Genomic DNA, 23,430 nt, shown 5'->3' with positions numbered 1-23,430 from the left:
CTGATGTTTAACGTAGCTTTTCGCCAATTGGATTTAATCAATTAAATCTGGACTTGAACCCCAAATTCTGTACAAACACTCGCCGTTTTTATCATCAAATTACTCACTTTTTGACCCGCCAACTTGTACACAGAAAAGTGTGATTTCCAACACAATATCTTCAAATCTGAGAGTTCTATTGCACCTTTACAACAAACGCATTCGACAAGCGTATTGAAACGTAAATTTTGTTGTATGTACAACACTGGGCAATTATCATTCTAACTAATTTGTTTGGGATAAATGCATATCCACTAATCATAATCGAGCCATTCAGAACGCATTGAATTGGATATTTGTAGGGCTTGCAAAATAAGAGAGATGTTTCATGAGACGTAGAACTACGCTATCGCTGCTGATTGCATCGAGCCTGTTTATGGCGGGATGTCAACCAAGCCAAGAAGGAACTGAGCAAGGTGGTGGCGCCGCTCCCGCAACCGAAGTGAATGTGTTGACGGTTGAACCTGTTCGACAAGCTTTGACGGTTGAGTTGCCGGGCCGCAGCCGTGCATTTAAAGAGGCGGAAGTCCGCCCACAGGTAACGGGTATTATTTCAGAACGTAACTTTGTTGAAGGTGGCGTTGTGGAAAAAGGTCAGTCGTTGTATCAAATTGATGACTCTTCATTTCAAGCGGATTTGCTTAGTGCAGAAGCGGAGCTGATTCGTGCGCAAGCTTCTGAAGAATCGACGTTTGCAACCGTTAAACGTTACCGCGCATTGATTACCAAGAAATCGATCAGTCAACAAGATCTGGATGAAGCAGAAGCGGCTTACAAAGAAGCTAAAGCGCAAGTGCTCGTAGCCAAAGCGAAGATCAATACTGCAAAGATCAATTTGACTTATACCCGTGTGAAAGCGCCGATCAGTGGCGTGATCAGCAAGTCAAATGTGACTGCGGGAGCGTTGGTTACGGCAAACCAAGCCGACAAGCTAACGACGATTCAACAACTTGATCCGATCAACGTGGATATCGTTCAGTCTTCTGCTCAATTGCTGCGACTAAAAGCGGCGCTTTCTCAAGGCCACATGCAAGAAGATCAATCTGCGCAAGTCGCATTGACGCTTGAAGATGGCTCGACATACGAGCACAAAGGCATAATGAAGTTCACGGAAGTTAACGTGGATGAAAGTACGGGAAGCGTGACTTTGCGTGCGGAATTCCCAAATCCTGATGGTTTACTTCTTCCGGGTATGTTCGTACGTGCGACCGTGATTACTGGTGTTGACCCTAGCGCGATTTTGATCCCACAAAACACCGTGACTCGCGATGCAACAGGCAAAGCTTCGGTGATGACGGTGAGTGCTGATAATACCGTTGCGATTACGCCAGTCATCACGGCGGAAGTTATAGACAACCAATGGCGAATCATTGATGGATTAAAAGTCGGTGACCAAGTCATTACGGCGGGTTTGCAAAAGGTGCGTCCGGGTAGCCCAGTCACCATCCAAACGGGAGATCAGGGATAATCATGGCTCGATTTTTTATTGATCGTCCGGTTTTTGCTTGGGTACTGGCGATTCTGACCATGCTTGCAGGGATCATGTCCTTGTTCAACTTGCCAGTGTCGCAATATCCAACCATTTCGCCGACCACGATCACCATCAGCGCGCGCTATCCTGGTGCTTCTGCTAAAACGGTAGAGGACTCTGTCACGCAGGTTATCGAGCAAAACATGACAGGCCTGGATTACCTACGTTACTTGTCTTCGAGCAGTGACGCTTTCGGCAATGCGACCATTACACTGACTTTTGATAGTGAAGCCGATCCTGATATCGCGCAGGTTCAAGTGCAGAACAAACTGCAATTGGCGTTGACTTCGCTTCCTATGGAAGTGCAAAGCCAAGGTATTGTGGTGAACAAATCTAACACCTCATTTTTGATGGTGGTGGCGGTTTATTCTGACGATCCAGATTTTACACAAAACGACATTGCCGACTTTGTTGTAACCAACATTCAAGACCCAATCAGCCGTGTGACGGGTGTGGGTCAAGTACAGGCTTTTGGTTCTCAATATGCGATGCGTGTGTGGCTTGACCCGTTTAAGCTGACTCAGTTCAACCTGACGGCAATTGACGTTGCAAATGCGATCAGTGAGCAGAATGCGCAAGTGTCATCTGGTCAATTGGGGGCAGCACCTGCGCAGAAAGGTCAACTGCTTAACGCGACGATTTCTTCTGCGAGTCGTTTAAGCAGTGTGGCTGAGTTCCAAAACATCATCTTGAAATCAGATGCGAGCGGTGCAAACGTTTATCTAAGAGACGTTGCTCGTATTGAGCGTGGAGCAGAAAGTTACGATATTCAAGGTCAGTACAACGGTTTGCCGGCGTCTGGTTTAGGTATTTCACTTGGTACAGGTGCGAACGCGCTGGAAACGGCGGCTGCAGTCAAAGAGCGTTTAGCAGAGTTGAGTGAAAACTTCCCAGATGGTCTGAAAGTCGCTTATCCATTTGAGACAACACCGTTTGTAGAAGCATCGATTCAAGAAGTAGTGAAAACGCTACTGGAAGCGATTGTATTGGTGTTTTTGATTATGTACCTGTTCTTACAGAACTTCCGTGCAACGATCATCCCGACGATTGCTGTTCCGGTTGTACTCTTGGGTACGTTTGCCATTCTTTACGCGACAGGTTTCAGCGTGAATACCCTGACGATGTTTGCGATGGTTCTGGCGATTGGTTTGCTGGTGGATGACGCCATCGTTGTGGTAGAAAACGTTGAGCGTGTGATGCACGAAGACGGGCTCGATCCAAAAGAAGCAACTAAGAAATCGATGGGGCAGATCACTGGCGCGTTGATTGGTGTTGGTTTGACCTTATCGGCAGTATTCGTCCCTATGGCATTTATGTCAGGTTCGACCGGGGTGATTTACCGTCAGTTCTCGATCACCATCGTTGCTGCGATGACGTTGTCAGTGATGGTCGCGATCATCCTGACACCTGCGCTGTGTGCTACGTTACTGAAAAAAGGTGACGCTGAATTTACGGATAAAAAAGGCTTCTTCGGTTGGTTTAACCGTAAATTTGATTCGATGACCGCAGGTTATGAGGCTGGTGTAGCCAAGTTGCTAAAACGCACTGGGCGCATGTTGTTGGTGTTTGTGGCAATGAGCGCTGGTGCGGGTTGGTTATTTATGAATCTGCCGACGTCTTTCCTACCAGATGAAGACCAAGGTACGGTGTTCTCGATGGCAATCTTGCCGCCGAACTCGACTCAAGAGCAGACAGAAAAAACACTCGATAAAGTGCGTAGCTATTTCTTGGAAGAAGAAAAAGACAACGTGAGATCCGTGTTTACCGTGGCTGGTTTTAGCTTTGCTGGTCAAGGTCAAAACATGGGTATGGCGTTTATTGGCTTGAAAGATTGGTCTGAGCGCGAAGCGCCGGGTTCGGATGCTGCATCTTTGACAGGCCGTGCTATGGGTTACTTCTCAACCATCAAAGAAGCCATGGTATTTGCGTTTGCACCTCCTGCCATCCAAGAGTTGGGTAACGCAACGGGTTTTGATTTCTATCTACAAGACTCCCTGAGCCTTGGTCACGAAGCATTAGTTGCTGCACAAGGGCAATTACTGGGAATGGCAGCGCAGAATCCAAAACTAGTTGGTGTTCGTCCGAATGGCCAATCTGATGCGCCAATGTACCAAGTGCATGTAGATCACGTTAAATTGCGCGCGCTGGATGTCAGCATCAACGACGTGAACCAAATCCTATCCGCCGCTTGGGGTGGAGCGTATATCAACGACTACATTGACCGTGGTCGCGTTAAAAAAGTGATGGTGCAAAGTGACGCAGAGTTCCGTATGCAGCCAGAAGATTTTAACTCATGGTATGTACGTAATGCGCAAGGTGAAATGGTGCCGTTTTCGGCGTTTGCAAGTGGTGAATGGACGTATGGTTCACCACAGCTTCAACGTTTTAATGGCCTAGCCGCGATGAACATTCAAGGTGGCGCGGCTCCAGGTGTCAGTACGGGTGAAGCAATGGCTGAGATTGAAGCGATGGTTGAGCAGTTACCAGAAGGCTTTACGGTGAACTGGAACGGCATCTCTTATGAAGAGCGTTTGTCCGGCAACCAAGCTCCAATGTTGTATGCGTTGTCCATTTTGGTCGTGTTCCTCGTACTTGCTGCGTTGTATGAAAGCTGGTCTGTACCGCTTGCGGTCGTGTTGGTTGTACCTTTGGGCGTATTAGGCGCTGTGCTCGCAGTACTGGGTCGTGGAATGGACAACGACGTGTTCTTCCAAGTGAGTTTGTTAACCACAGTGGGTTTGGCAACGAAAAACGCGATTTTGATCGTTGAGTTCGCGAAAGAATATTACGAGAAAGGTGCAGGTCTGATTGAAGCTACACTGCACGCGGTGCGTGTGCGTCTTCGTCCAATCATCATGACGTCCTTGGCGTTTGGCTTAGGTGTGGTTCCGTTGGCAATCAGTGCTGGTGTGGGCTCTGCTGGTCAAAACGCGGTAGGTACTGGTGTGCTTGGCGGCATGATCAGTGCGACCTTGCTTGGCATCTTCTTTGTTCCGGTGTTCTTTGTTGTGGTAGAGCGTTTGTTTGATCGCCGTGCCCAAAAAGAAGCGCAGAAAGAGCGATCTCAAGAACTCGCTCCAGCAACGGAAAAGTCGGAGTAAGACTTCGTAAGCTTAACTGAGTTATACTAATAACAATAAACATAATAAAAGGGCGCGTAAGCGCTCTTTGTTTATGCTTTCAACTTGATGGGTTTAATACGCCACCGATTTTGAATGAAGTCTAGGAAGAGCAATTACGTTTCGAATTCCTCACTAAAAGGTCAGAAAGCATAACATGAAGCCATAAGTTAAATAGGCGGCTATGAAAGAGCAAAAAATTTCACCAATCTCCGTTTTGGATCAAAGCCCAATGTTTGTTTCTGGGGTGATGCAACGGATGTATCGCAACCGAGCGCAGGCAGAGTTATGTCGTCAAAATCAGATGACCTTAGAGATGGCCAGTGCGTTGGCAGCGTTAGAAGAGTTTCAGCCCATGAGTCAACAAGCGTTAGCCGATGCCGTTCTGACCGAACGAAGCGTTGCAAAGCGCATGGTCGATAACTTGGAAAAACGTGGTTTTGTGTGCGTTTCGAAGAGTGAGGCGAACCAACGACTGAAAATGCTCAGTTTGACGAAAGAAGGTGAAGTAACGATTAAGAAAGTTCATCAAATAATGAGGAACTTACAGCGCGAGTTCTTCTCTTGTTTATCAGAAGATGAGTCGGCAGAGTTTTTTCGTTTGGTAAGGAAAATGACATTAGCCAATCATTCGTAAGCGTTTTCTCTGCGTTAAATCTAAGCCTTTTTGTAAAGCCTCAGCTATGTTCTGAGGCTTTTTTATATCATTTTTCAGATCAAACCGTACGATTTTAGAACCACAATACCGAACGTGCAGGTGACGGTTGAAAGCACGGTTGTCAAAGCAATAATGTTGGCTGCCAGTACCGCGTTTCCTCCCATTGAGCGGGCCATGACGTAACTCGCTGCCGCAACGGGTGAGGCGTTCATGAAGAATAAAATCCCCAATTCAATACCTCGAAAACCAACAAAATACGCGCCTAACGTGATCAACACTGGGGCAACAATCAACTTGTAACTGCTTGCAAACCAAGACGGGCCTTTTTCCTTTCTCATCAAACTAAAATCCAACGACCCGCCTGTACATAACAATGCGAGCGGCAACGTCATTTTCGACAGATAGTTACCCGCATCAATGACTACGTTTGGAACCGGAATCGACAACAAGTAGAAAAGCATACCTAAAACGATGGAGATGATAAGCGGGTTCTTCGTCAGTGTTCTTCCCATCATTTTTGCTGCTTGAGAGGCAGACGTAGCGCCTTTGGGTGATAGGCAGATCACCGCTTGAACGTTGTAGATAAATGTGGTGATGGCGACATACAGAGCAGCTAATGCGACACCCTGTGAACCATAAGCATTCGCAACGTATGCAATGCCGATAATGCCAGTGTTGGCGCGAAACCCACCTTGAATCAACACGCCCTGATCGGGAGAAGACTTAAACAGAACAGAAACGGATATGTAGGTGAAAATAAAAAACAGAATGCTCGCGACTACGCCGTAGTTGATGAAACCACTGGCGGCAGAAAAATCATGCTCAGAAGCCACAATACTGACAAACAACATGGCTGGCAGCGTGACCTTAAAAACCAGCTTAGAGCCTATTTCAATAAAGTTATCGTTGATGAGACCAAACCGTTTAAAGATAACGCCAAGCACCAACATTAAGCAGATGGGGCCGGTGATCGACAAAGAGAATTGCAACTGATGTAAAACAGAATCCATGTAAGTATCCGCAGCAAAAAAGAAAAAAGTCATTATTGTTTCGCTATTAAGCCACAAACTAGGGGGCGGGGAATAGGGAAGCGATGAAATTTTATTCTTATGTTGATTAGGATGTATGTTGCATTCCGATATGAGCCTAATATCTCAGTTTGACCAAGCTCGACTGGTCGAAGGTTGCATATATTGGTTTACTAATTCGACTTATCGCACTGGAGATAAAACAGAACTCCAGCGCCGACAAGTGAAATGAAGTTGAGCCGCGCTCATTCCTTGTGCGGTTCTGGTGGTGATAAATAGGAGTCCATCGATGAAAAGTAAACACAACAAAACCGTTCTATGTGCATTTGTTTCTGGTTCGGTATTTGGTGCTGTTCTCGTTATCGCAATGTCCTTGCCGATGTAATCGGGCAAATTTTCACACACTGCATTTTCTTCACATTGGGATTGAGCATTGTCTTAGTCCCTGTTAGCTTAAGACGCATGAACTTATTCTTCACACCTTCATCATCATACTTTTTCTGGTGGCGCTCTATGTAGAGCGGCGCGGAATTCTTACATTCTTACGCTGCTGGAAGGTAGCGAAGAGTGTCTTGTCTTTTTATCTCCAGTAGCGATCTATTTTGACTAGGAGATAACCATGAACATCAAAGAAACGCATCAACAACGCGAAATCATTCTCACGGGGGACCGAGCTACAGGGCCTTTACACCTTGGTCATTACGTCGGTTCGTTACAACAGCGTGTGGCATTACAATCGGAGCATGACCAAACCATTCTGGTCGCCGATATGCAAGGCCTGACCGATAACGCGCACAATCCTTCAAAGGTATCTTCGAACATTCTAAACGTAGTCACAGATTACCTTGCAGTTGGCATCGACCCCATTCAAACCACTATCTGTTTGCAATCTCAACTGCCAGCCCTCGCAGAATTGACGATGTATTACAGCAACTTAGTTTCCATTGCTCGCTTAGAGCGTAACCCAACCGTAAAAAATGAAATTCAAAGCAAAGGTTTTGAGCGTTCAATTCCTGCAGGGTTCCTGACTTACCCAATTTCTCAAACCGCTGATATAACGGGTTTTCGCGCTACACTTGTTCCGGTTGGGGATGATCAATTACCAATGCTTGAGCAAACGAATGAAATCGTGAGAAAGATTAACCACCTTGGCGGACAAGAGATCCTAAAAGAGTGCCGTCCGTTGCTTAGTGATGCGCCACGTTTACCGAGTACTGATGGCAAAAATAAAATGTCGAAAAGCATGGGCAATGCCATTAACTTAGGGGCGACTGAAAAGGAAATCTCAGCTGCAGTAAAATCCATGTACACCGACCCAAGCCATTTGCGCATCGAAGACCCTGGTCAAGTAAAAGGCAACATTGTGTTCACTTATCTCGATGCTTTTCACTCTGACAAAGAGCATGTCGAGCAACTCAAAGCGCACTATCGCCGTGGCGGGCTAGGAGATGGAACCACGAAAAAAGTATTGGAAGAATGCCTTCAAGAAATGCTGCGTCCGATCCGAGAGAAACGGGCGTTGTATTTGAACGACAAAGCGCAACTTATCGAGATTCTTAAACATGGCAGTCAAGTCTCTCGAGAAAAAACAGAACAAGTTTTGTCCGATGTTAAGAGTGTGTTTGGCTTGAACTTGTTCTGAAATAGGTTCGGGAACACAAAGTAAAAAGGCGCGAAAGCTAACCTGCTACGTGCCTTTTTTGTATGCGCACCTTATGAAGCAAAGAACTCGCGACGAAAATTCGCTATTTCTTGTTGATAGTAATGCTGCCAGTCAGATTCAGACCAACTCGCGTGGCTGGTGGCTCTTTGCGTTGCCAATCTGGATTCGAGCTGTTTTAGCTCGGTTTGATAACTGCGAACTTGCTGCTTTTGTTTTGCTATTTGTTGTTCACGAGTGAGGATTTGGTTGCTTTCTTGTTCAGACAGATAGTTTTTCTGCAACTCTTGAATCAAGGTTTGTCTCTCGATCCCATTCATGCTTGCAGGGATCAGATCCACCGCTCGTTCATATTTTGTTTGGTTGCTGTCTAACCCCAAGGCATTTTCTTTCCCCTGCCATTCGGTGATTAAATCCTCGAATGCTTTCACGTAATCTTGAGCCGATACGGCGTCAAGTTGCTCGGCTTGTAAGCTGAAGTCGTAAAGTGCGAACTCATCGGCGAAAATCACCTCGGCGAGCTCTCCCCAAATCTTTCTCGCTTCGGATTTTAATCGTGCGACACGAGAGGCGAGCGGTTGCTGCTCATCAAACAACAAATTGCCAACGCTTTGCTGCCAAAGGCCATCGAGTTGATGGTAGTTCGCTAACAAATTAAAACGCTCTGCAGACAAATCTATAGCTAGTTCATTAAGTTTGGATTCGCAATTGAGCTCGGACATACAGGTGTGCCAAAACGTCTCGATTTCTGCTTTCAATGCTCGACCTTTAGAGCGGTTTAGTCGCTCTGCAAGATCTTGAATCTCTGTGGGCATGTTGTCTGATTTTGACTTGGACTTTTGTGTACTGCTTTGGCGCTGGGGTGGCGTCGAATCACTATCAACCAATGCGATTGATTTATCCTGCAACTCCGAAGAAAGCTGCGTTAATTGATCGCGCTCGTCGACATTGACTGAAAACCAAACTATGCCCGCCAAAACGGCGGACACAGTGATTAGTAAGCTAAGCTTCATGGCTTGATCACGGCGCTGACAGGGAAGTGATCCGACAGGTTGTAATGTTTCCACAACCCCTCTGCCGTTGAACGTGGAACATCAACGCGGTTGTCGTTAAACGATTTCACGCCATATTCGTTGCTCACCATGACGTAATCGAGGTATTCCACATTTTCGCCACCAGATAGTGCTTCGCCTGCGAAGTTATTGATACGAGGGTCGAACGTAGACGCTGTATAGCCAGAGTATTGAGGCTCCATCGCACTTAGGTTTGCGATCATCTGCTGGTAATCTCCAGGGAACTTCAGCTTGTTTACATTAAAGTCACCACTGTAAACGACCGTTTCGTTATTCGGAATGTTGAGAGACTGCGCCATAGTGCGCATTTGTTGAAATTGACGCTGACGATACTCACGCGCTGTATCAGTATCGAAAGATGCGGTATGTGTAGCAAAAACATGGTAGGCCTGACCACCTTTGATGATCTCTGCGTAGTTTACGCCTTTATCAGCGAAGCAATCGGTACCCGAACAATCTGGGAACACGTATTGTGCCTCGTTGACGATAGGGTAACGACTCACAATGATTACGCCTCCGTCGTAAACGTTGAAACCATCTTTATCCAACATTTTCGTTTGATATGGGTACTCTTTTGCAAGCTCACGTAAAAATGCATCACGACCACTAGCAAAAACCTCTTGCAATGCCAGTACGTCATAACCTTTTACGTAATCGGGGATTAACTCGTAACGCTCACCAATATGTGACGCAATCGCAGGCAAGGCCCAAATGTTGTAAGTCATCAATTTGAGATTTTGCTCGTTGTTATCGACGGCTTCAGCCACTTTTCTTGGTGTGACGGTGTAGTACAAATCGTCATAACGCGCGGTGCTATCCGATTTAAACGCTATCTCTGCGCTGCGAGAGCCAAACGCCTCGGTGTTTGAACGATGAATCGTGCGGTCGTCTTTTAATGCCAAGTTCACGTCGGCGGCTGACAAACCGTATTCAATGGTTGAGTTGTACCAATGTCCTTCCATGACTTGGTGGAGTGTAATGCTTTCACCTTGCGGGTTAGATACGACAGTTTCAAAGCGATAGTTCTGACCCGATTTCACCCCTTCCCAACGATTAAAACTCAGTACGGGCTTTGTTTCCCAAGGGCCTAATACTTCTACGTGTTGATGCCATTCTTTTCCGTATTGCAGCAAATCACTGCCATCGTGTTTGACCTGAATGGTTAATGGTTGGTCTGAGTTATTGGTGAGGTATACGTCCGTATCAGCCAAGCTCGGCAATGCTACTAAAGTGCTCAGCAAAAGACTCCACTGCGAAAATTTCATCTTGTTTATCCATAATTTGTGTTAGAGCAATCATTCTTATTTATAAATGTTACTCGAGCGTTAAAGATGGATGACAGCTTATGGTTCGATGAAAATAGTTCGCTACTTGTGACCTTGGTTCTAACTGAGTTGTAAACAAAATGAAGTTACAGGCGCGGTTTATACAGACGGAGGGGTAGGTTGAAATGGTGAGATTTAAAACAAAAAAGCCAGACTCACATCTGGCTTTTTAGTGACGGTTTAGCACGGCTAAGCAGGTATACCACTGTGGAACTTGAAGTCTTCGTCGGGGGTTGAAATCAGCTCAGCTTCGATACGACCGAAGTATGCAATACGCTCGCTGATATCTTTGCCTGCAATCTGCTCAGCCAGTACAAGGTAGTCTTGATAATGACGTGCTTCAGAGCGGAGTAGGGAAACATAAAACTTCGCAATGTCTTCATCCATGTGCGGCGCAAGTTTAGCGAAACGTTCACATGAGCGAGCTTCGATGTAAGCGCCGATAATGAGTTTATCGATAAGCGTTTCGGGCTCATGAGTCTTCATGTGTGAAATCAGCGTTTTTGCGTAGCGGCTTGCGGGAATGTTTTTGTATTCCACGCCACGGCTCTCCATGATTTCCAGTACTTGATAGAAGTGATGTAATTCTTCTTTGATCAAGAGAACCATTTTATCGATCAGATCTTGGCTATACGGCGAATCAGATTTTGCCATGATGGCTTTCGAAATATTGCTCTTACCTTTTAATGTCTCTAATGAGCCGATTTTTCGGTAAGCGAAATCTTCATATGGTTTGAACCAGTCAAGTAAGGCATGTGAACTGTCTTTATCTACTGCGTATTTGCGGATCAAGAACATGGCTGACTGACCGGCTTTCAGCTCGCACAGTAAGTGATCCAATAAAATGGTTTGCAAGTTTTCTGGTTTCTTTGCTTCTTCAACCCATTCGTTGGGTGTGCTGCATTGCAGAAATTGATTGATAGGAGCAAGAAGATCTTGATAGGCGTCGAGATTAATCATTTTATTTTTAGTACGTTACGTTCAAATTTGGTTCATCCAGAGCATGAGTAAAACGGAAATCTGGATAGAAAAAAGGCTGCAAACGCAGCCTTTAATCGGATAGGGCGAAAAGCTGGTGTGGATATTACCACTTTTTCTTCTCGCCGAAGAGTGCTTCCATGTCGTTGTCACGCTCTTTGTCTGCCATTTGCTGCATTTCTGCATCGCTTTTGTCTTGGCGTTTTTTGTCTAAGTCGCCAAGCATCTCTTCAAGCTTTTGTTTTGCTTGGATGGAGTACGGATCGCTTTTTGTACTCAGCGCATCGATACCTTTGCGAAGCAGTTGTAGCGCAGTGCCCGGCTGGCCGCGAGCAATGGAATCGTTCGCTCGCTTAATCACGTTTTCGATGTTGATGCGAATTTGCATCGTTTCCAAACGCGCATTTTCGGTTACGTAAGTCTGGGTGTCTAATCGGCCTTTGTTGTGCTCGTTTCGAACGGTGTCACGCAGGCGCTTAACCAGCTTAAGCATCACGATGGCTTGCTTATCGCTGCTTGGCATTTTGAAAGAGGTACTTTCACCAGTCGGACCGTTTTCTTTTAGCTGTCCGATTTGCTGCTTCATATTCTCTATGCGTTGAGTGAGCTGCTTATTTTTCGGGTCAAGCTCATGCATGCTTTCTAGTGCATCAAGAATACGATTGTTTAGGCACAGCAGAAGCTCCTTACTAAAAGGAATATGGTGTGCGTGACCAATCAGTTCTTCAGTGCCATCAATAAGTGCAACATAGCGTGCCGATTCCTGCCTTTTGGCGGTTTCAACTTTAACCTTGTATTGCAACATGATGTTATAGCCTAGGATTAATACCAGTAGGATGGCTACCAAAGCGATTATTAAACCAATATTCATATCTTTGCGTCTGCTTTTACTTTTCTACGGCTAGCGTTCAAGAATACATGAATCTTATCTTACTCGGCACCTTATTTGTTTGATTATTTTGCCTCACCCACGTTTTCGTTACTGATAGAAGCAACATCACTAAAATCGATGTTTTTATAAGCTCAACATTGTGCATATTGCTTCTTTGCTTAAGGTTATCAGCTATATGTTAGAAATTACTGTTCATTTCGTTGTGATCGCGTTATAACTAATCATTATATCGCTCGTAAGAGCGGTCAATTTAGTTATGACATTATTATCTCGTGAATGAGTAAGGGATTACGATGAAACTGCAGCAGCTGAAGTATATTGTTGAGGTTGTGAACCATAATCTAAACGTTTCTGCGACGGCGGAGAGTTTATACACCTCTCAGCCTGGTATTAGTAAGCAGGTTCGTTTACTAGAGGATGAGCTGGGAATCCAGATCTTCGAACGAAGTGGTAAACATTTAACGCAAGTGACACCAGCAGGTGAAGAGATCGTACGTATTTCCCAAGAAATCCTTGCTCGGGTTGAGAGCATCAAAGCGGTGGCGGGCGAGCATACTCACCCTGAAATGGGCACGTTAAATATTTCAACAACCCATACTCAAGCGCGCTATGCATTGCCTGATGTCATCAAAGGTTTTACGGCACGTTACCCGAAAGTGTCTTTGCACATGCATCAAGGTACGCCTTCTCAAATGTCTGAAGCGATTGCAAAAGGTACAGCCAACTTTGCGATTGCAACAGAAGCTCTCCATCTTTACCAAGATGCTATCATGTTGCCTTGTTACCACTGGAATCGCTCTATTGTGGTGCCAAAAGATCATCCGTTGGCGAAGAAAGACTTAGTTACTATTCACGATTTAGCTGCTTATCCTTTGGTGACTTATGTGTTTGGATTTACTGGTCGCTCTGAGTTAGATACCGCTTTCAACCGTGAAGGTTTGACGCCGCGAGTCGTGTTCACTGCAACCGATGCGGATGTGATTAAAACGTATGTGCGCATGGGTATCGGTGTTGGTGTGATTGCGAGCATGGCCGTCGATGAAGAGCAAGACCGCGATTTGGTTGCTATTGATGCGAGCCATTTGTTTGGTGCAAGTACAACAAGTATTGGTTTCCGCCGTGGCACGTTCCTGCGTTCTTACATGTTTGACTTTATGGAGCGTTTCGCACCGCACTTAACGCGCCCTGTTGTAGAACAGGCGATTTCTCTTAAGTCAAATGCTGAAATTGAAGAGATGTTTAAAGACATCGAGCTTCCGGTAAGATAACGCTTCATTCAAGTGATGATTCCCCCTACAATCCATCCCCAATTGTAGGGGGAGCTATGCAAACGCAATTTCAATTTATTAATGACTGCTTAATTGAGAATCAACCATTATGGCGATTCGAGCCATTTCAAAGCAGCATTCAACCATCATTACCTTGGCAGGAAACACACCCTCAGCTTTGCCAATGGTTAGAATCGATTTCTCCCTCTCAAATAGAAAATCTCAAAGCTGACCCAGACCTTGCGTTGGCTGAAATCAGTGTGTTTTTGCCAGATTTACCATCCTTACTTAGGCATACACAGTTAGAGTCGATGGCATTAGATGGCCTAGCGCTAGAAAGAGGGTTAGACAGTGGAATCCCAGGGCGCAAGCTAGAACAGATCACAGCGATGGGGGAGGCAGCGATTCAATCTCATCAAGGTGAGGAATGGTTAGAGTGGTGCTCGGGTAAAGGATACTTAGGTCGGATCTTAACCACGCAAACCGATCAACCAGTGACCAGTTTTGAATATCAACAAGCGTTATGCGACTCCGGCCAACAAGCCGCGAATGAACATCATTGGAAAATGACCTTTATCCAAGGTGACGCGTTTGATCCTCAAACCAAGGCAGTATTCAAACCGACGCAACATGCTGTCGCACTGCATGCTTGTGGTGACCTTCATGTTCGGTTGATGGAATATGGAAGTGAAGCCGGCATCGAGGCGATGACGATTTCACCTTGCTGTTATCATTTGATTCAAAGCGAGACTTACCAAGCGTTATCCCAATCAGTGCGAGCGTCTGAACTCATTTTGTCTAAGCATGAACTGCGCATTCCATTGCAACAGACGGTGACAGGCGGTGAACGTGTGCGTCGCCATCGTCAACAAGAGATGGTATTCAGGCTTGGTTTTGATTTACTGACACGTGAGATTTTGGGAGTTGATGAGTATCAACCCGTGCCAAGCATTCGAAAATCACAGTTAAGTGATGGTTTTGAGGCATTGTGTCTCTGGGCTGCGAAAGAAAAAGGTATCGAGATTAACCAAGCGATTGACTTTGCCGAGTTTGAAAAGCGGGCAATAAAACGTTTTTGGCATATGGAAAGAATGAGCTTAGTGCAACTGGTTTTTCAGCGACCTTTGGAGATCTGGCTCGCATTAGACAAAGTGCTTTATCTTGAAGAACGTGGTTATCGTGTTAGATTGGCAGAGTTTTGCCCTAAATCAGTTACGCCGAGAAATATTTTAATTTGTGCATATAAGAATTAGTTATTTTTTATATCTAAATCGACTATATGAAAAAGCCCACTTTATTGTGGGCTTTTGTAAACAAAACGTGACAAAATTGCTTAATTTTGTTGTTGGTTGAACATGGCGATAGCTTGTTCAGGATCTACATATTCAAGGTCAAAGCTTTCTGCAACTTCTTTACAAGTGACTTTACCATGAATCACGTTTAGACCTTCTAGGAAGCCTTTGTCTTCCAAAAGAGCTTGTTGATAGCCTTTGTTTGCAAGTTTCACAATGTAAGGGAGAGTGGCATTATTCAATGCGAAAGTTGAAGTACGTGCAACTGCACCAGGCATGTTTGCTACACAGTAGTGAACGACATCATCAACCACGTAAGTAGGCTCGGCGTGTGTTGTCGCGTGAGATGTTTCGAAACAACCACCTTGGTCGATAGCTACGTCAACGATTGCTGCGCCTGGCTTCATCTTAGCAATATGCTCTTTTGTTACCAGTTTCGGAGCTGCCGCGCCTGGGATTAGAACTGCACCAATAACAAGGTCTGCTTCTAGAACATGCTTCTCGATAGCGTCTTCTGTAGAATAAATGACTTTCGCTTGGCCTTGGAATTCTTCATCCAGTTTACGCAGAGTGTCTACGTTGCGGTCAAGAATTGTTATGTCTGCGCGAAGGCCAACAGCCATACGAGCTGCGTTTGCACCAACGACACCACCACCAACGATAACGACTTTAGCAGGCTCAACACCAGGTACGCCGCCAAGAAGTAAACCACGACCACCGTGTGATTTTTCTAACGTTTGCGCACCCGCTTGGATAGACATCCGACCTGCCACTTCTGACATTGGTGCTAACAGTGGCAAACGACCCATATTATCTGTTACAGTCTCATAGGCTATACAGACAGCTTTGCTCTTGATTAGCTCATCAGTTTGTGGAAAATCTGGTGCTAGGTGTAAATAAGTAAATAAAATTTGCCCTTCGCGGAGCATTGCTCTCTCAACTGCTTGGGGTTCTTTTACTTTTACTATCATGTCTGCTTGCGCGAAAACGTCTGCAGCATGAGGGAGAATGGATGCGCCGACGGCGATGTAATCATCGTCTGAAAAACCAATGCCGGCACCTGCATTGGTCTCAACTAAAACTTGGTGGCCATGTGAGATGAGTTCTCTCACGCTAGCAGGGATCATACCCACACGGTATTCGTGGTTCTTGATTTCCTTAGGTACGCCAATGATCATCCTGTATCCTCTTTCTATAATGGTTGTAAAAACTATTTGTAGGGTGTTATTGTCGAATTTGTAACTAGTATAGTTATAGGTTTGTAAAATTTGGCACCAAATATTAAAAAGTTGTAGTATATTTTTTTGCAAGGAAGTAATAAGGTGGAATAAAAAATGGCAGACAACTATAAAAAGCCGTCCAAGGAACTAGACCGTATCGACCGCAACATTCTTAATGAACTGCAGAAAGACGGTCGTATTTCAAACGTTGAGCTTTCAAAACGTGTAGGACTTTCTCCAACGCCATGTTTGGAGCGTGTGCGTCGCTTAGAGCGTCAAGGCTACATCACAGGATATACTGCGCTACTTAATCCGCAGTTCCTAGATGCATCACTACTGGTATTCGTTGAGATTACGTTAAACCGTGGTGCGCCAGATGTGTTTGAACAGTTTAACTCAGCTGTTCAAAAGCTAGACGACATTCAAGAGTGTCATCTAGTTTCAGGTGACTTTGACTATCTTCTAAAGACCCGTGTATCTGATATGGGTGCTTACCGTCGACTACTTGGCGATACGTTACTACGTCTACCTGGCGTAAATGACACTCGCACCTACGTAGTTATGGAAGAAGTGAAACAATCTAACCAGCTTGTGATTAAAACTCGTTAATTTCTTGCAAAGAAAGCGGTATATGCTTCCGCTTTCGCCATAGAGTAATTGGGTTTTTCTCTTTGATATGGTTAAATCAATTTACCGAGCGGCTTGATGCCGCTCGGAATGTTTTGCAAATTCCTATTTCATTTCCATATTCAAGTTGATTTATGTTCAAAGAGAACGCAAAGAAAGTCGAAACCATCATTAAAACCAGTGAAGAGCCTCAGTCTTCACGCTTAAATGGCTTCCAACGCTTAAAAGAGTGCTGCTTTATCGTTGGCGTTCTTAGCTCGGTATTGCTCGCTGTAGCACTATTTACCTTTAGTCCAGCTGATCCATCTTGGTCCCAAACTGCATGGGGTGGGGAGATCGATAACGCTGGTGGCCTGTTTGGCGCATGGCTTGCCGACACTCTATTTTTCACTTTTGGTTCTCTCGCCTATCCGATTCCTTTCCTACTGGCTGCGGCTGCGTGGGTGATTTGTCGTAAGCGAGGGGAAGATGAGCCAATTGATTTTATGCTGTGGGGAACCCGTTTACTGGGCCTAACCGTTCTTATCATGACCAGTTGCGGCCTTGCCGATATTAACTTCGATGATATTTGGTACTTCTCATCGGGCGGTGTAGTAGGCGATGTTTTATCAAGCCTTGCCCTGCCGACGTTGAATGTATTGGGTACAACACTCGTCCTTCTATTTCTGTGGGGGGCTGGTTTTACTTTGTTTACGGGGATTTCTTGGCTGAACATCGTCGAATGGCTTGGTGATCGCTCGTTAGCGGTATTGGCTGCCATCGCGAATAAGTTCAGAGGTTCAGAACAAGAGACGCTAGAGCCTCAGCTTGATGAGTTTGTTGAGGATAAAGTATCAACAAAATACGTTGAAGACGATCAACAAGACGATGAGACGCTTCCTCACTTAACGGCTTACGAAGTTGAAGAACCAAAAGAGAAAGCGCCAGTACACGAATATCCTATATATATGCCGCAAGCCAAATCAGAAACGTCTGCGGTAAAACCGACGCCAGAGCCCCAACCTCAACGAGTTGCGGCAGTAAATGCGACGCCAACGTATGTTGAACCAGAACCACAACTTAAAGCGGTCAGCACAGATAACGTGGATCCAATGGTTGAGCGTACCAAGCAGCTGAACGTAACCATCGAAGAGTTGGAAGCAGCAGCGCAGCAAGCAGATGATTGGGCGTCAGAAGAACAAACATGCCAATCTTATGCGGATACAAACGCAGTCTATCAAGAGCAGGTGCAAGCCAAGCATGAAGAGGTTGTTGAACACGATACGCCTCAACGAGAATCAAGCTATGAAGAGTATGAACAGTTTGCTGCTCAGCAAGAACAGCAACTCCATGTGGAACCAATGCCACACGAAGAACCTGTTATTGACACTCGTGCACTTGATGACATTACCGACCACGCTGAGCCAAGTGAACATATTGAACCAACCATCTCTGATTTTGATGTAGTAGATGAAGAGGAGGCATATGTTGCTCCTCAACCTCAGTCGCGTTCACCAGAGCCTCAACTTATAGTTCAACCACAATCGGTTTCTCAAATTCAACCAGAACAGACACCTGAGCCGAGTGTAGTGTTTGAACCAGCGCCACAAGAAGTTGAGGTTGAGGAAGTGCAAGATGGCGATCAAGATGTTGCCGCATTCCAAAGCATGGTATCCAGCGCGCAAGCAAAAGTTGCCGCGACGCAAAACCCATTCTTGATGAAGCAAGAACAGAATTTACCAGTGCCAGAAGAGCCGCTGCCAACACTTGAATTGCTTTACCATCCGGAAAAGCGTGAAAACTTCATCGATCGTGAAGCGCTTGAGCAAGTCGCGCGTTTAGTCGAAAGCAAGCTTGCAGACTACAAAATTAAAGCTGACGTAGTCGGCATTTACCCAGGCCCAGTAATCACTCGATTCGAGCTCGATTTGGCGCCAGGTGTGAAAGTAAGTCGAATTTCTGGTCTGTCTATGGACTTGGCGCGTGCTCTATCTGCGATGGCGGTACGTGTTGTAGAGGTGATTCCAGGCAAACCTTATGTCGGTCTTGAGTTGCCAAACATGAGTCGTCAGACGGTTTATCTGTCAGACGTCATCAGCAGCCCTCAATTTGAGCAAGCTAAATCGCCAACGACGGTGGTACTTGGTCAAGATATCGCGGGTGAAGCTGTCATTGCTGACATCGCTAAAATGCCTCACGTACTTGTTGCGGGTACGACAGGTTCAGGTAAGTCGGTCGGTGTAAACGTCATGATCTTGAGTATGCTCTACAAAGCTTCTCCAGAAGATCTACGCTTCATAATGATCGACCCGAAAATGTTGGAGCTTTCTATTTACGAAGGTATCCCTCATCTTCTTGCCGAAGTTGTTACGGATATGAAAGACGCATCCAATGCTCTACGTTGGTGTGTGGGTGAAATGGAACGCCGTTACAAACTGATGTCGGCACTGGGTGTGCGTAACGTGAAAGGCTTTAACGAGAAGTTGAAGATGGCAGCAGAAGCCGGCCACCCAATTCACGATCCATTCTGGCAAGAAGGCGACAGTATGGATACAGAACCGCCGTTGCTTGAGAAATTGCCATACATCGTCGTTGTTGTTGACGAATTTGCCGACCTTATGATGGTTGTGGGTAAAAAGGTTGAAGAACTGATTGCTCGTTTGGCTCAGAAAGCGCGTGCGGCTGGTATTCACTTGATTCTTGCAACTCAGCGTCCATCGGTTGACGTTATTACAGGTCTGATTAAAGCAAACATTCCAACACGCGTGGCGTTTACTGTATCAACGAAGACGGACTCGCGTACTATCCTTGACCAAGGCGGCGCGGAATCGCTACTTGGTATGGGTGACATGCTGTACTTGCCTCCAGGTTCTAGCCATACGATTCGTGTTCACGGCGCATTTGCGTCGGATGATGATGTACATGCTGTGGTGAACAACTGGAAGGCGCGTGGTAAGCCAAACTACATCGATGAAATCATCAGTGGTGACCAAGGCCCAGAAAGTTTGCTTCCGGGCGAACAAATGGAATCAGATGAAGAGATGGATCCATTGTTTGATCAGGTGGTTGAGCACGTGGTTCAGTCGCGCCGTGGTTCGGTTTCTGGCGTGCAGCGTCGATTCAAAATCGGCTATAACCGTGCCGCACGAATTGTCGAGCAGCTTGAGGCTCAAGGCATCGTGAGTGCGCCGGGTCACAATGGTAACCGTGAAGTCTTGGCTCCTGCGCCACCAAAAGATTAATGAACTTGTTTTACTCACCTTAGTCCAACTGAGGTGAGTAACTTTAGGTCTTTGACCCTCTGATAGGTATCTGAATGAAAAAACGATTTTCAGCGAAACTTTTCTCAGCGCTAGTTTTAAGCATTTCTTTCTTCTCTGCTGCAAATGCAGCCTCTCCAAAAGATGAACTGAACAAACGCCTCGCGATGAATGAGGGCTTCAGTGCCGATTTCTCTCAGCAAGTGATCAGCCCAGAAGGGGAAACGGTCATGGAAGGGGAAGGCACGGTTGAAATCGCTCGTCCAAGCCTGTTCCGTTGGAGCACGACATTCCCAGATGAGAACTTGTTGGTTTCAGACGGTAAAACTTTGTGGTACTACAGCCCGTTTATTGAGCAAGTCAGCATTTACTGGCAAGAGCAAGCGACCGAGCAAACACCATTTGTGCTCTTAACTCGCAACAGAGCAAGTGATTGGGATAATTATAAGATCTCCCAGAAAGGGAATGAATTTACGCTTATCCCAACCGCAGTAGACTCTACTCAAGGTCAGTTCCAGATCAATATTGACGCGAAAGGCGTAGTGAAAGGCTTTAACGTCATCGAGCAAGATGGTCAGAAAGGGCTCTTTACATTCAGTAATGTTAAGCTTGGCAAACCAAAAGCAGCCAGATTTACGTTCACAGTTCCAAAAGGTGTGGAAGTGGACGATCAAAGGAATTAATAGGTAGTGAGTAATTACACATTAGATTTCTCGGGGGACGAAGATTTTCGTCCCCTTGCTGCTCGTATGAGACCGCAAACTATTGAGCAGTACATCGGTCAGCAACACATTCTTGGCCCGGGTAAACCCCTGCGTCGCGCGTTAGAGGCTGGGCATGTCCACTCAATGATCCTTTGGGGACCTCCCGGTACAGGTAAAACCACGCTAGCAGAAGTCGCTGCTAATTATGCCAATGCGGAAGTTGAACGCGTGTCTGCGGTGACGTCCGGTGTGAAAGAGATTCGTGCTGCAATCGAAAAAGCGCGCGAGAACAAAATGGCGGGTCGCCGCACCATCTTGTTTGTGGATGAGGTCCATCGCTTCAACAAATCGCAACAAGATGCGTTCTTACCACATATTGAAGATGGAACCGTAACGTTTATTGGCGCAACGACAGAGAACCCGTCTTTCGAACTGAATAACGCATTGTTGTCTCGTGCTCGAGTCTACAAGCTGACTTCACTAGATAAAGAAGAGATCTCACTCGCACTAAATCAAGCGATTAACGACAAAGAACGAGGCCTGGGCGATACGCCAGCGAACTTTGCTGATAATGTGTTAGATCGTCTAGCCGAGTTGGTGAACGGCGATGCTCGCATGTCGCTTAACTACCTTGAACTTCTCTACGATATGGCAGAGGACAATGCGCAGGGTGAAAAAGAGATAACACTCAAACTGCTTGCTGAAGTAGCCGGGGAGAAAGTCTCTCGCTTCGATAATAAAGGCGACATTTGGTACGATTTGATCTCCGCTGTGCACAAATCTATTCGTGGATCAAACCCAGATGCCGCTTTGTACTGGGCTGCTCGTATGATAGCTGCAGGTTGTGATCCACTTTACATTGCCCGTCGATTACTTGCGATAGCATCGGAAGATGTCGGCAATGCGGACCCTAGAGCCATGCAAGTTGCACTCTCCGCGTGGGATTGTTTTACACGCGTTGGTCCAGCTGAAGGTGAGCGTGCGATTGCTCAAGCAATTGTTTATCTCGCGTGCGCTCCAAAGAGTAATGCCGTTTATGTTGCTTGGAAACAAGCGCTCACTGACGCACATAACTTGCCTGAATATGAAGTGCCGCATCACTTGCGTAATGCACCCACCAGTCTGATGAAAGACATGGGCTATGGCGCAGAATATCGATATGCTCACGACGAGCCGGGTGCTTATGCAGCGGGTGAGCAATATTTGCCACCAGAAATGGCGGATCGTAAGTACTATCAGCCGACAAATCGCGGTCTAGAAACCAAAATCGGCGAAAAGTTAGATTACTTGGCTAAATTAGACGCAAATAGCCAACAAAAGCGCTATGAAAAGTAGGCGTTTTTGGATACATTTGTTCAGTAAATTTTTTTAACGCGTACGCTTGGAAAGTGCGCGTGATTTCACAACAAAAAGCATAGGATTAACAATGCTGGATTCTAAATTACTTCGTACAGAGCTGGATGAAACAGCTGCTAAACTGGCGCGTCGTGGCTTTAAGCTAGACGTAGAGACTATTCGTAAACTTGAAGAACAACGTAAGTCCATTCAAGTAGAAGTAGAAAATTTACAATCCACGCGTAACTCCATCTCCAAGCAAATTGGCCAAAAAATGGCGGCTGGCGACAAAGAAGGCGCAGAAGAGATCAAGAAACAAATCGGTACTCTAGGTAGCGATCTTGACGCGAAGAAAGTTGAACTTGAGCAAGTAATGGCTCAACTAGACGAATTTACGCTTTCTGTACCAAACATCCCAGCAGATGAAGTGCCAGATGGCAAAGACGAAAATGACAACGTTGAAATCTCTCGTTGGGGTGAGCCTAAGACTTATGACTTCGATTTGAAAGACCACGTTGACCTAGGCGAAATGGGTGGCGGTCTAGACTTCGCAAGTGCAGTTAAGATCACTGGCGCACGTTTCATCGTGATGAAAGGTCAATTTGCTCGTCTACACCGTGCAATTGCTCAGTTCATGCTAGATCTTCATACAGAAGAACATGGCTACACAGAGATGTACGTACCTTACCTAGTGAACTCTGACAGCCTATTCGGTACTGGTCAGCTTCCTAAGTTCGGTAAAGATCTTTTCCACACTGAGCCTCTAGCGGAAAAAGTAAACGACGAAGAGCCGCGTAAACTGTCTCTAATCCCTACAGCAGAAGTACCAGTAACGAACCTAGTTCGTGACACTATCACTGACGAAGCGGATCTACCTATCAAGATGACAGCACACACGCCATGTTTCCGTTCAGAAGCGGGTTCATACGGTCGTGATACTCGTGGTCTGATTCGTATGCACCAGTTCGATAAAGTTGAGCTAGTACAAATCACGAAGCCAGAAGATTCAATGAACGCGCTAGAAGAGCTAACAGGTCACGCTGAGAAAGTTCTACAACTTCTTGAACTTCCTTACCGTAAAGTCGTTCTATGTACAGGCGACATGGGCTTCGGCGCTCGTAAAACTTACGACCTAGAAGTTTGGGTTCCTGCTCAAGAGACTTACCGTGAAATCTCTTCATGTTCTAACATGTGGGACTTCCAAGCTCGTCGTATGCAAGCGCGTTTCCGTCGTAAAGGCGAGAAGAAACCTGAGCTTGTGCACACGCTAAACGGTTCTGGTCTAGCAGTTGGTCGTACCATGGTTGCTATCCTAGAAAACAACCAAGAAGCAGACGGTCGCATAGCAATCCCTGCAGTACTTCAGAAGTACATGGGCGGCGCAACGCACATCGGTTAATTCATTAGCCACTAGAACACCAAAACCCAGCCTCAGCGCTGGG

At 45.9% G+C, this 23,430-nt stretch carries 17 protein-coding genes; 11 read left to right on the top strand and 6 right to left on the bottom strand.

What is annotated here, in order from left to right; genetic code table 11:
• The first annotated feature begins 367 nt into the window (after positions 1-367).
• The 3 genes from vmeA to ACF8EG_RS11025 all read left to right on the top strand — a co-directional run bounded on the left by vmeA (position 368) and on the right by ACF8EG_RS11025 (position 5,326).
• Positions 368-1,507 (top strand): multidrug efflux RND transporter periplasmic adaptor subunit VmeA, encoded by a 1,140-nt coding sequence (gene vmeA / locus ACF8EG_RS11035; RefSeq protein WP_069505439.1) that lies wholly within the window; start codon positions 368-370, stop codon positions 1,505-1,507.
• A gap of 2 nt (positions 1,508-1,509) precedes the next feature.
• On the top strand, positions 1,510-4,671 hold the full coding sequence (vmeB, locus tag ACF8EG_RS11030; RefSeq protein WP_005477950.1) for a multidrug efflux RND transporter permease subunit VmeB: 3,162 nt from the start codon (positions 1,510-1,512) through the stop codon (positions 4,669-4,671).
• Between the two features lie 202 nt (positions 4,672-4,873).
• Complete coding sequence (locus tag ACF8EG_RS11025) at positions 4,874-5,326, top strand: MarR family winged helix-turn-helix transcriptional regulator (RefSeq protein WP_005459888.1); 453 nt, start codon at positions 4,874-4,876, stop codon at positions 5,324-5,326.
• A 74-nt stretch (positions 5,327-5,400) separates the two neighbouring features.
• Here ACF8EG_RS11025 and ACF8EG_RS11020 read toward each other — a convergent pair whose 3' ends face one another.
• A complete protein-coding gene (locus tag ACF8EG_RS11020; protein ID WP_025509044.1) occupies positions 5,401-6,357 on the bottom strand; it encodes an AEC family transporter in 957 nt (318 codons plus the stop codon).
• A gap of 637 nt (positions 6,358-6,994) precedes the next feature.
• Between ACF8EG_RS11020 and trpS the strand changes: the two genes are divergently transcribed.
• Positions 6,995-8,017 carry a tryptophan--tRNA ligase gene (gene trpS, locus ACF8EG_RS11015; protein ID WP_069505441.1) on the top strand — a complete coding sequence of 341 codons (1,023 nt, stop codon included), beginning with the start codon at positions 6,995-6,997 and terminating at the stop codon, positions 8,015-8,017.
• A gap of 71 nt (positions 8,018-8,088) precedes the next feature.
• Here trpS and ACF8EG_RS11010 read toward each other — a convergent pair whose 3' ends face one another.
• From ACF8EG_RS11010 to ACF8EG_RS10995, 4 genes are all read right to left on the bottom strand, one after another.
• On the bottom strand, positions 8,089-9,048 hold the full coding sequence (locus tag ACF8EG_RS11010; RefSeq protein ID WP_069505443.1) for a chromosome partitioning protein ParA: 960 nt from the start codon (positions 9,046-9,048) through the stop codon (positions 8,089-8,091).
• The gene (locus tag ACF8EG_RS11005; protein WP_069505445.1) at positions 9,045-10,373 is read right to left on the bottom strand and encodes a sphingomyelin phosphodiesterase; all 1,329 of its coding nucleotides are present in this window, start codon (positions 10,371-10,373) and stop codon (positions 9,045-9,047) included. The genes ACF8EG_RS11010 and ACF8EG_RS11005 overlap by 4 nt, the downstream gene beginning before the upstream one ends.
• Positions 10,374-10,622: 249 nt before the next feature.
• Positions 10,623-11,393 carry a tRNA isopentenyl-2-thiomethyl-A-37 hydroxylase MiaE gene (locus ACF8EG_RS11000; protein WP_005459884.1) on the bottom strand — a complete coding sequence of 257 codons (771 nt, stop codon included), beginning with the start codon at positions 11,391-11,393 and terminating at the stop codon, positions 10,623-10,625.
• Between the two features lie 124 nt (positions 11,394-11,517).
• A complete protein-coding gene (locus ACF8EG_RS10995; protein WP_005459911.1) occupies positions 11,518-12,282 on the bottom strand; it encodes a hypothetical protein in 765 nt (254 codons plus the stop codon).
• Positions 12,283-12,596: 314 nt separating this feature from the next.
• Between ACF8EG_RS10995 and cysB the strand changes: the two genes are divergently transcribed.
• Both cysB and ACF8EG_RS10985 read left to right on the top strand, forming a co-directional pair.
• Positions 12,597-13,571, top strand: coding sequence for an HTH-type transcriptional regulator CysB (cysB, locus tag ACF8EG_RS10990; RefSeq protein ID WP_005459882.1), 975 nt, complete (start codon positions 12,597-12,599; stop codon positions 13,569-13,571).
• A gap of 56 nt (positions 13,572-13,627) precedes the next feature.
• Positions 13,628-14,824 carry a methyltransferase gene (locus ACF8EG_RS10985; protein ID WP_053816262.1) on the top strand — a complete coding sequence of 399 codons (1,197 nt, stop codon included), beginning with the start codon at positions 13,628-13,630 and terminating at the stop codon, positions 14,822-14,824.
• Between the two features lie 80 nt (positions 14,825-14,904).
• Here the strand turns inward: ACF8EG_RS10985 and ald are convergent, their stop codons facing one another.
• Positions 14,905-16,041, bottom strand: coding sequence for an alanine dehydrogenase (ald, locus tag ACF8EG_RS10980; protein WP_069505447.1), 1,137 nt, complete (start codon positions 16,039-16,041; stop codon positions 14,905-14,907).
• A 156-nt stretch (positions 16,042-16,197) separates the two neighbouring features.
• Between ald and lrp the strand changes: the two genes are divergently transcribed.
• The 5 genes from lrp to serS all read left to right on the top strand — a co-directional run bounded on the left by lrp (position 16,198) and on the right by serS (position 23,387).
• On the top strand, positions 16,198-16,692 hold the full coding sequence (gene lrp, locus ACF8EG_RS10975; RefSeq protein WP_005378234.1) for a leucine-responsive transcriptional regulator Lrp: 495 nt from the start codon (positions 16,198-16,200) through the stop codon (positions 16,690-16,692).
• A 152-nt stretch (positions 16,693-16,844) separates the two neighbouring features.
• The gene (locus ACF8EG_RS10970; RefSeq protein ID WP_069505449.1) at positions 16,845-19,931 is read left to right on the top strand and encodes a DNA translocase FtsK; all 3,087 of its coding nucleotides are present in this window, start codon (positions 16,845-16,847) and stop codon (positions 19,929-19,931) included.
• Between the two features lie 74 nt (positions 19,932-20,005).
• Positions 20,006-20,632 carry an outer membrane lipoprotein chaperone LolA gene (lolA, locus tag ACF8EG_RS10965; protein WP_031850278.1) on the top strand — a complete coding sequence of 209 codons (627 nt, stop codon included), beginning with the start codon at positions 20,006-20,008 and terminating at the stop codon, positions 20,630-20,632.
• 66 nt (positions 20,633-20,698) lie between these two features.
• On the top strand, positions 20,699-21,988 hold the full coding sequence (locus tag ACF8EG_RS10960; RefSeq protein WP_021447448.1) for a replication-associated recombination protein A: 1,290 nt from the start codon (positions 20,699-20,701) through the stop codon (positions 21,986-21,988).
• Positions 21,989-22,079: 91 nt separating this feature from the next.
• Positions 22,080-23,387 carry a serine--tRNA ligase gene (gene serS, locus ACF8EG_RS10955; protein WP_005495761.1) on the top strand — a complete coding sequence of 436 codons (1,308 nt, stop codon included), beginning with the start codon at positions 22,080-22,082 and terminating at the stop codon, positions 23,385-23,387.
• Positions 23,388-23,430: the final 43 nt, after the last annotated feature.

Source organism: Vibrio sp. YQ_11 (assembly GCF_043103065.1).
In the GTDB taxonomy this organism is placed as follows: Bacteria; Pseudomonadota; Gammaproteobacteria; order Enterobacterales; family Vibrionaceae; genus Vibrio; species Vibrio parahaemolyticus.
The sequence above is the reverse complement of the archived record's forward strand: the minus strand, read 5'-3'. Positions and strand labels throughout refer to the sequence as shown.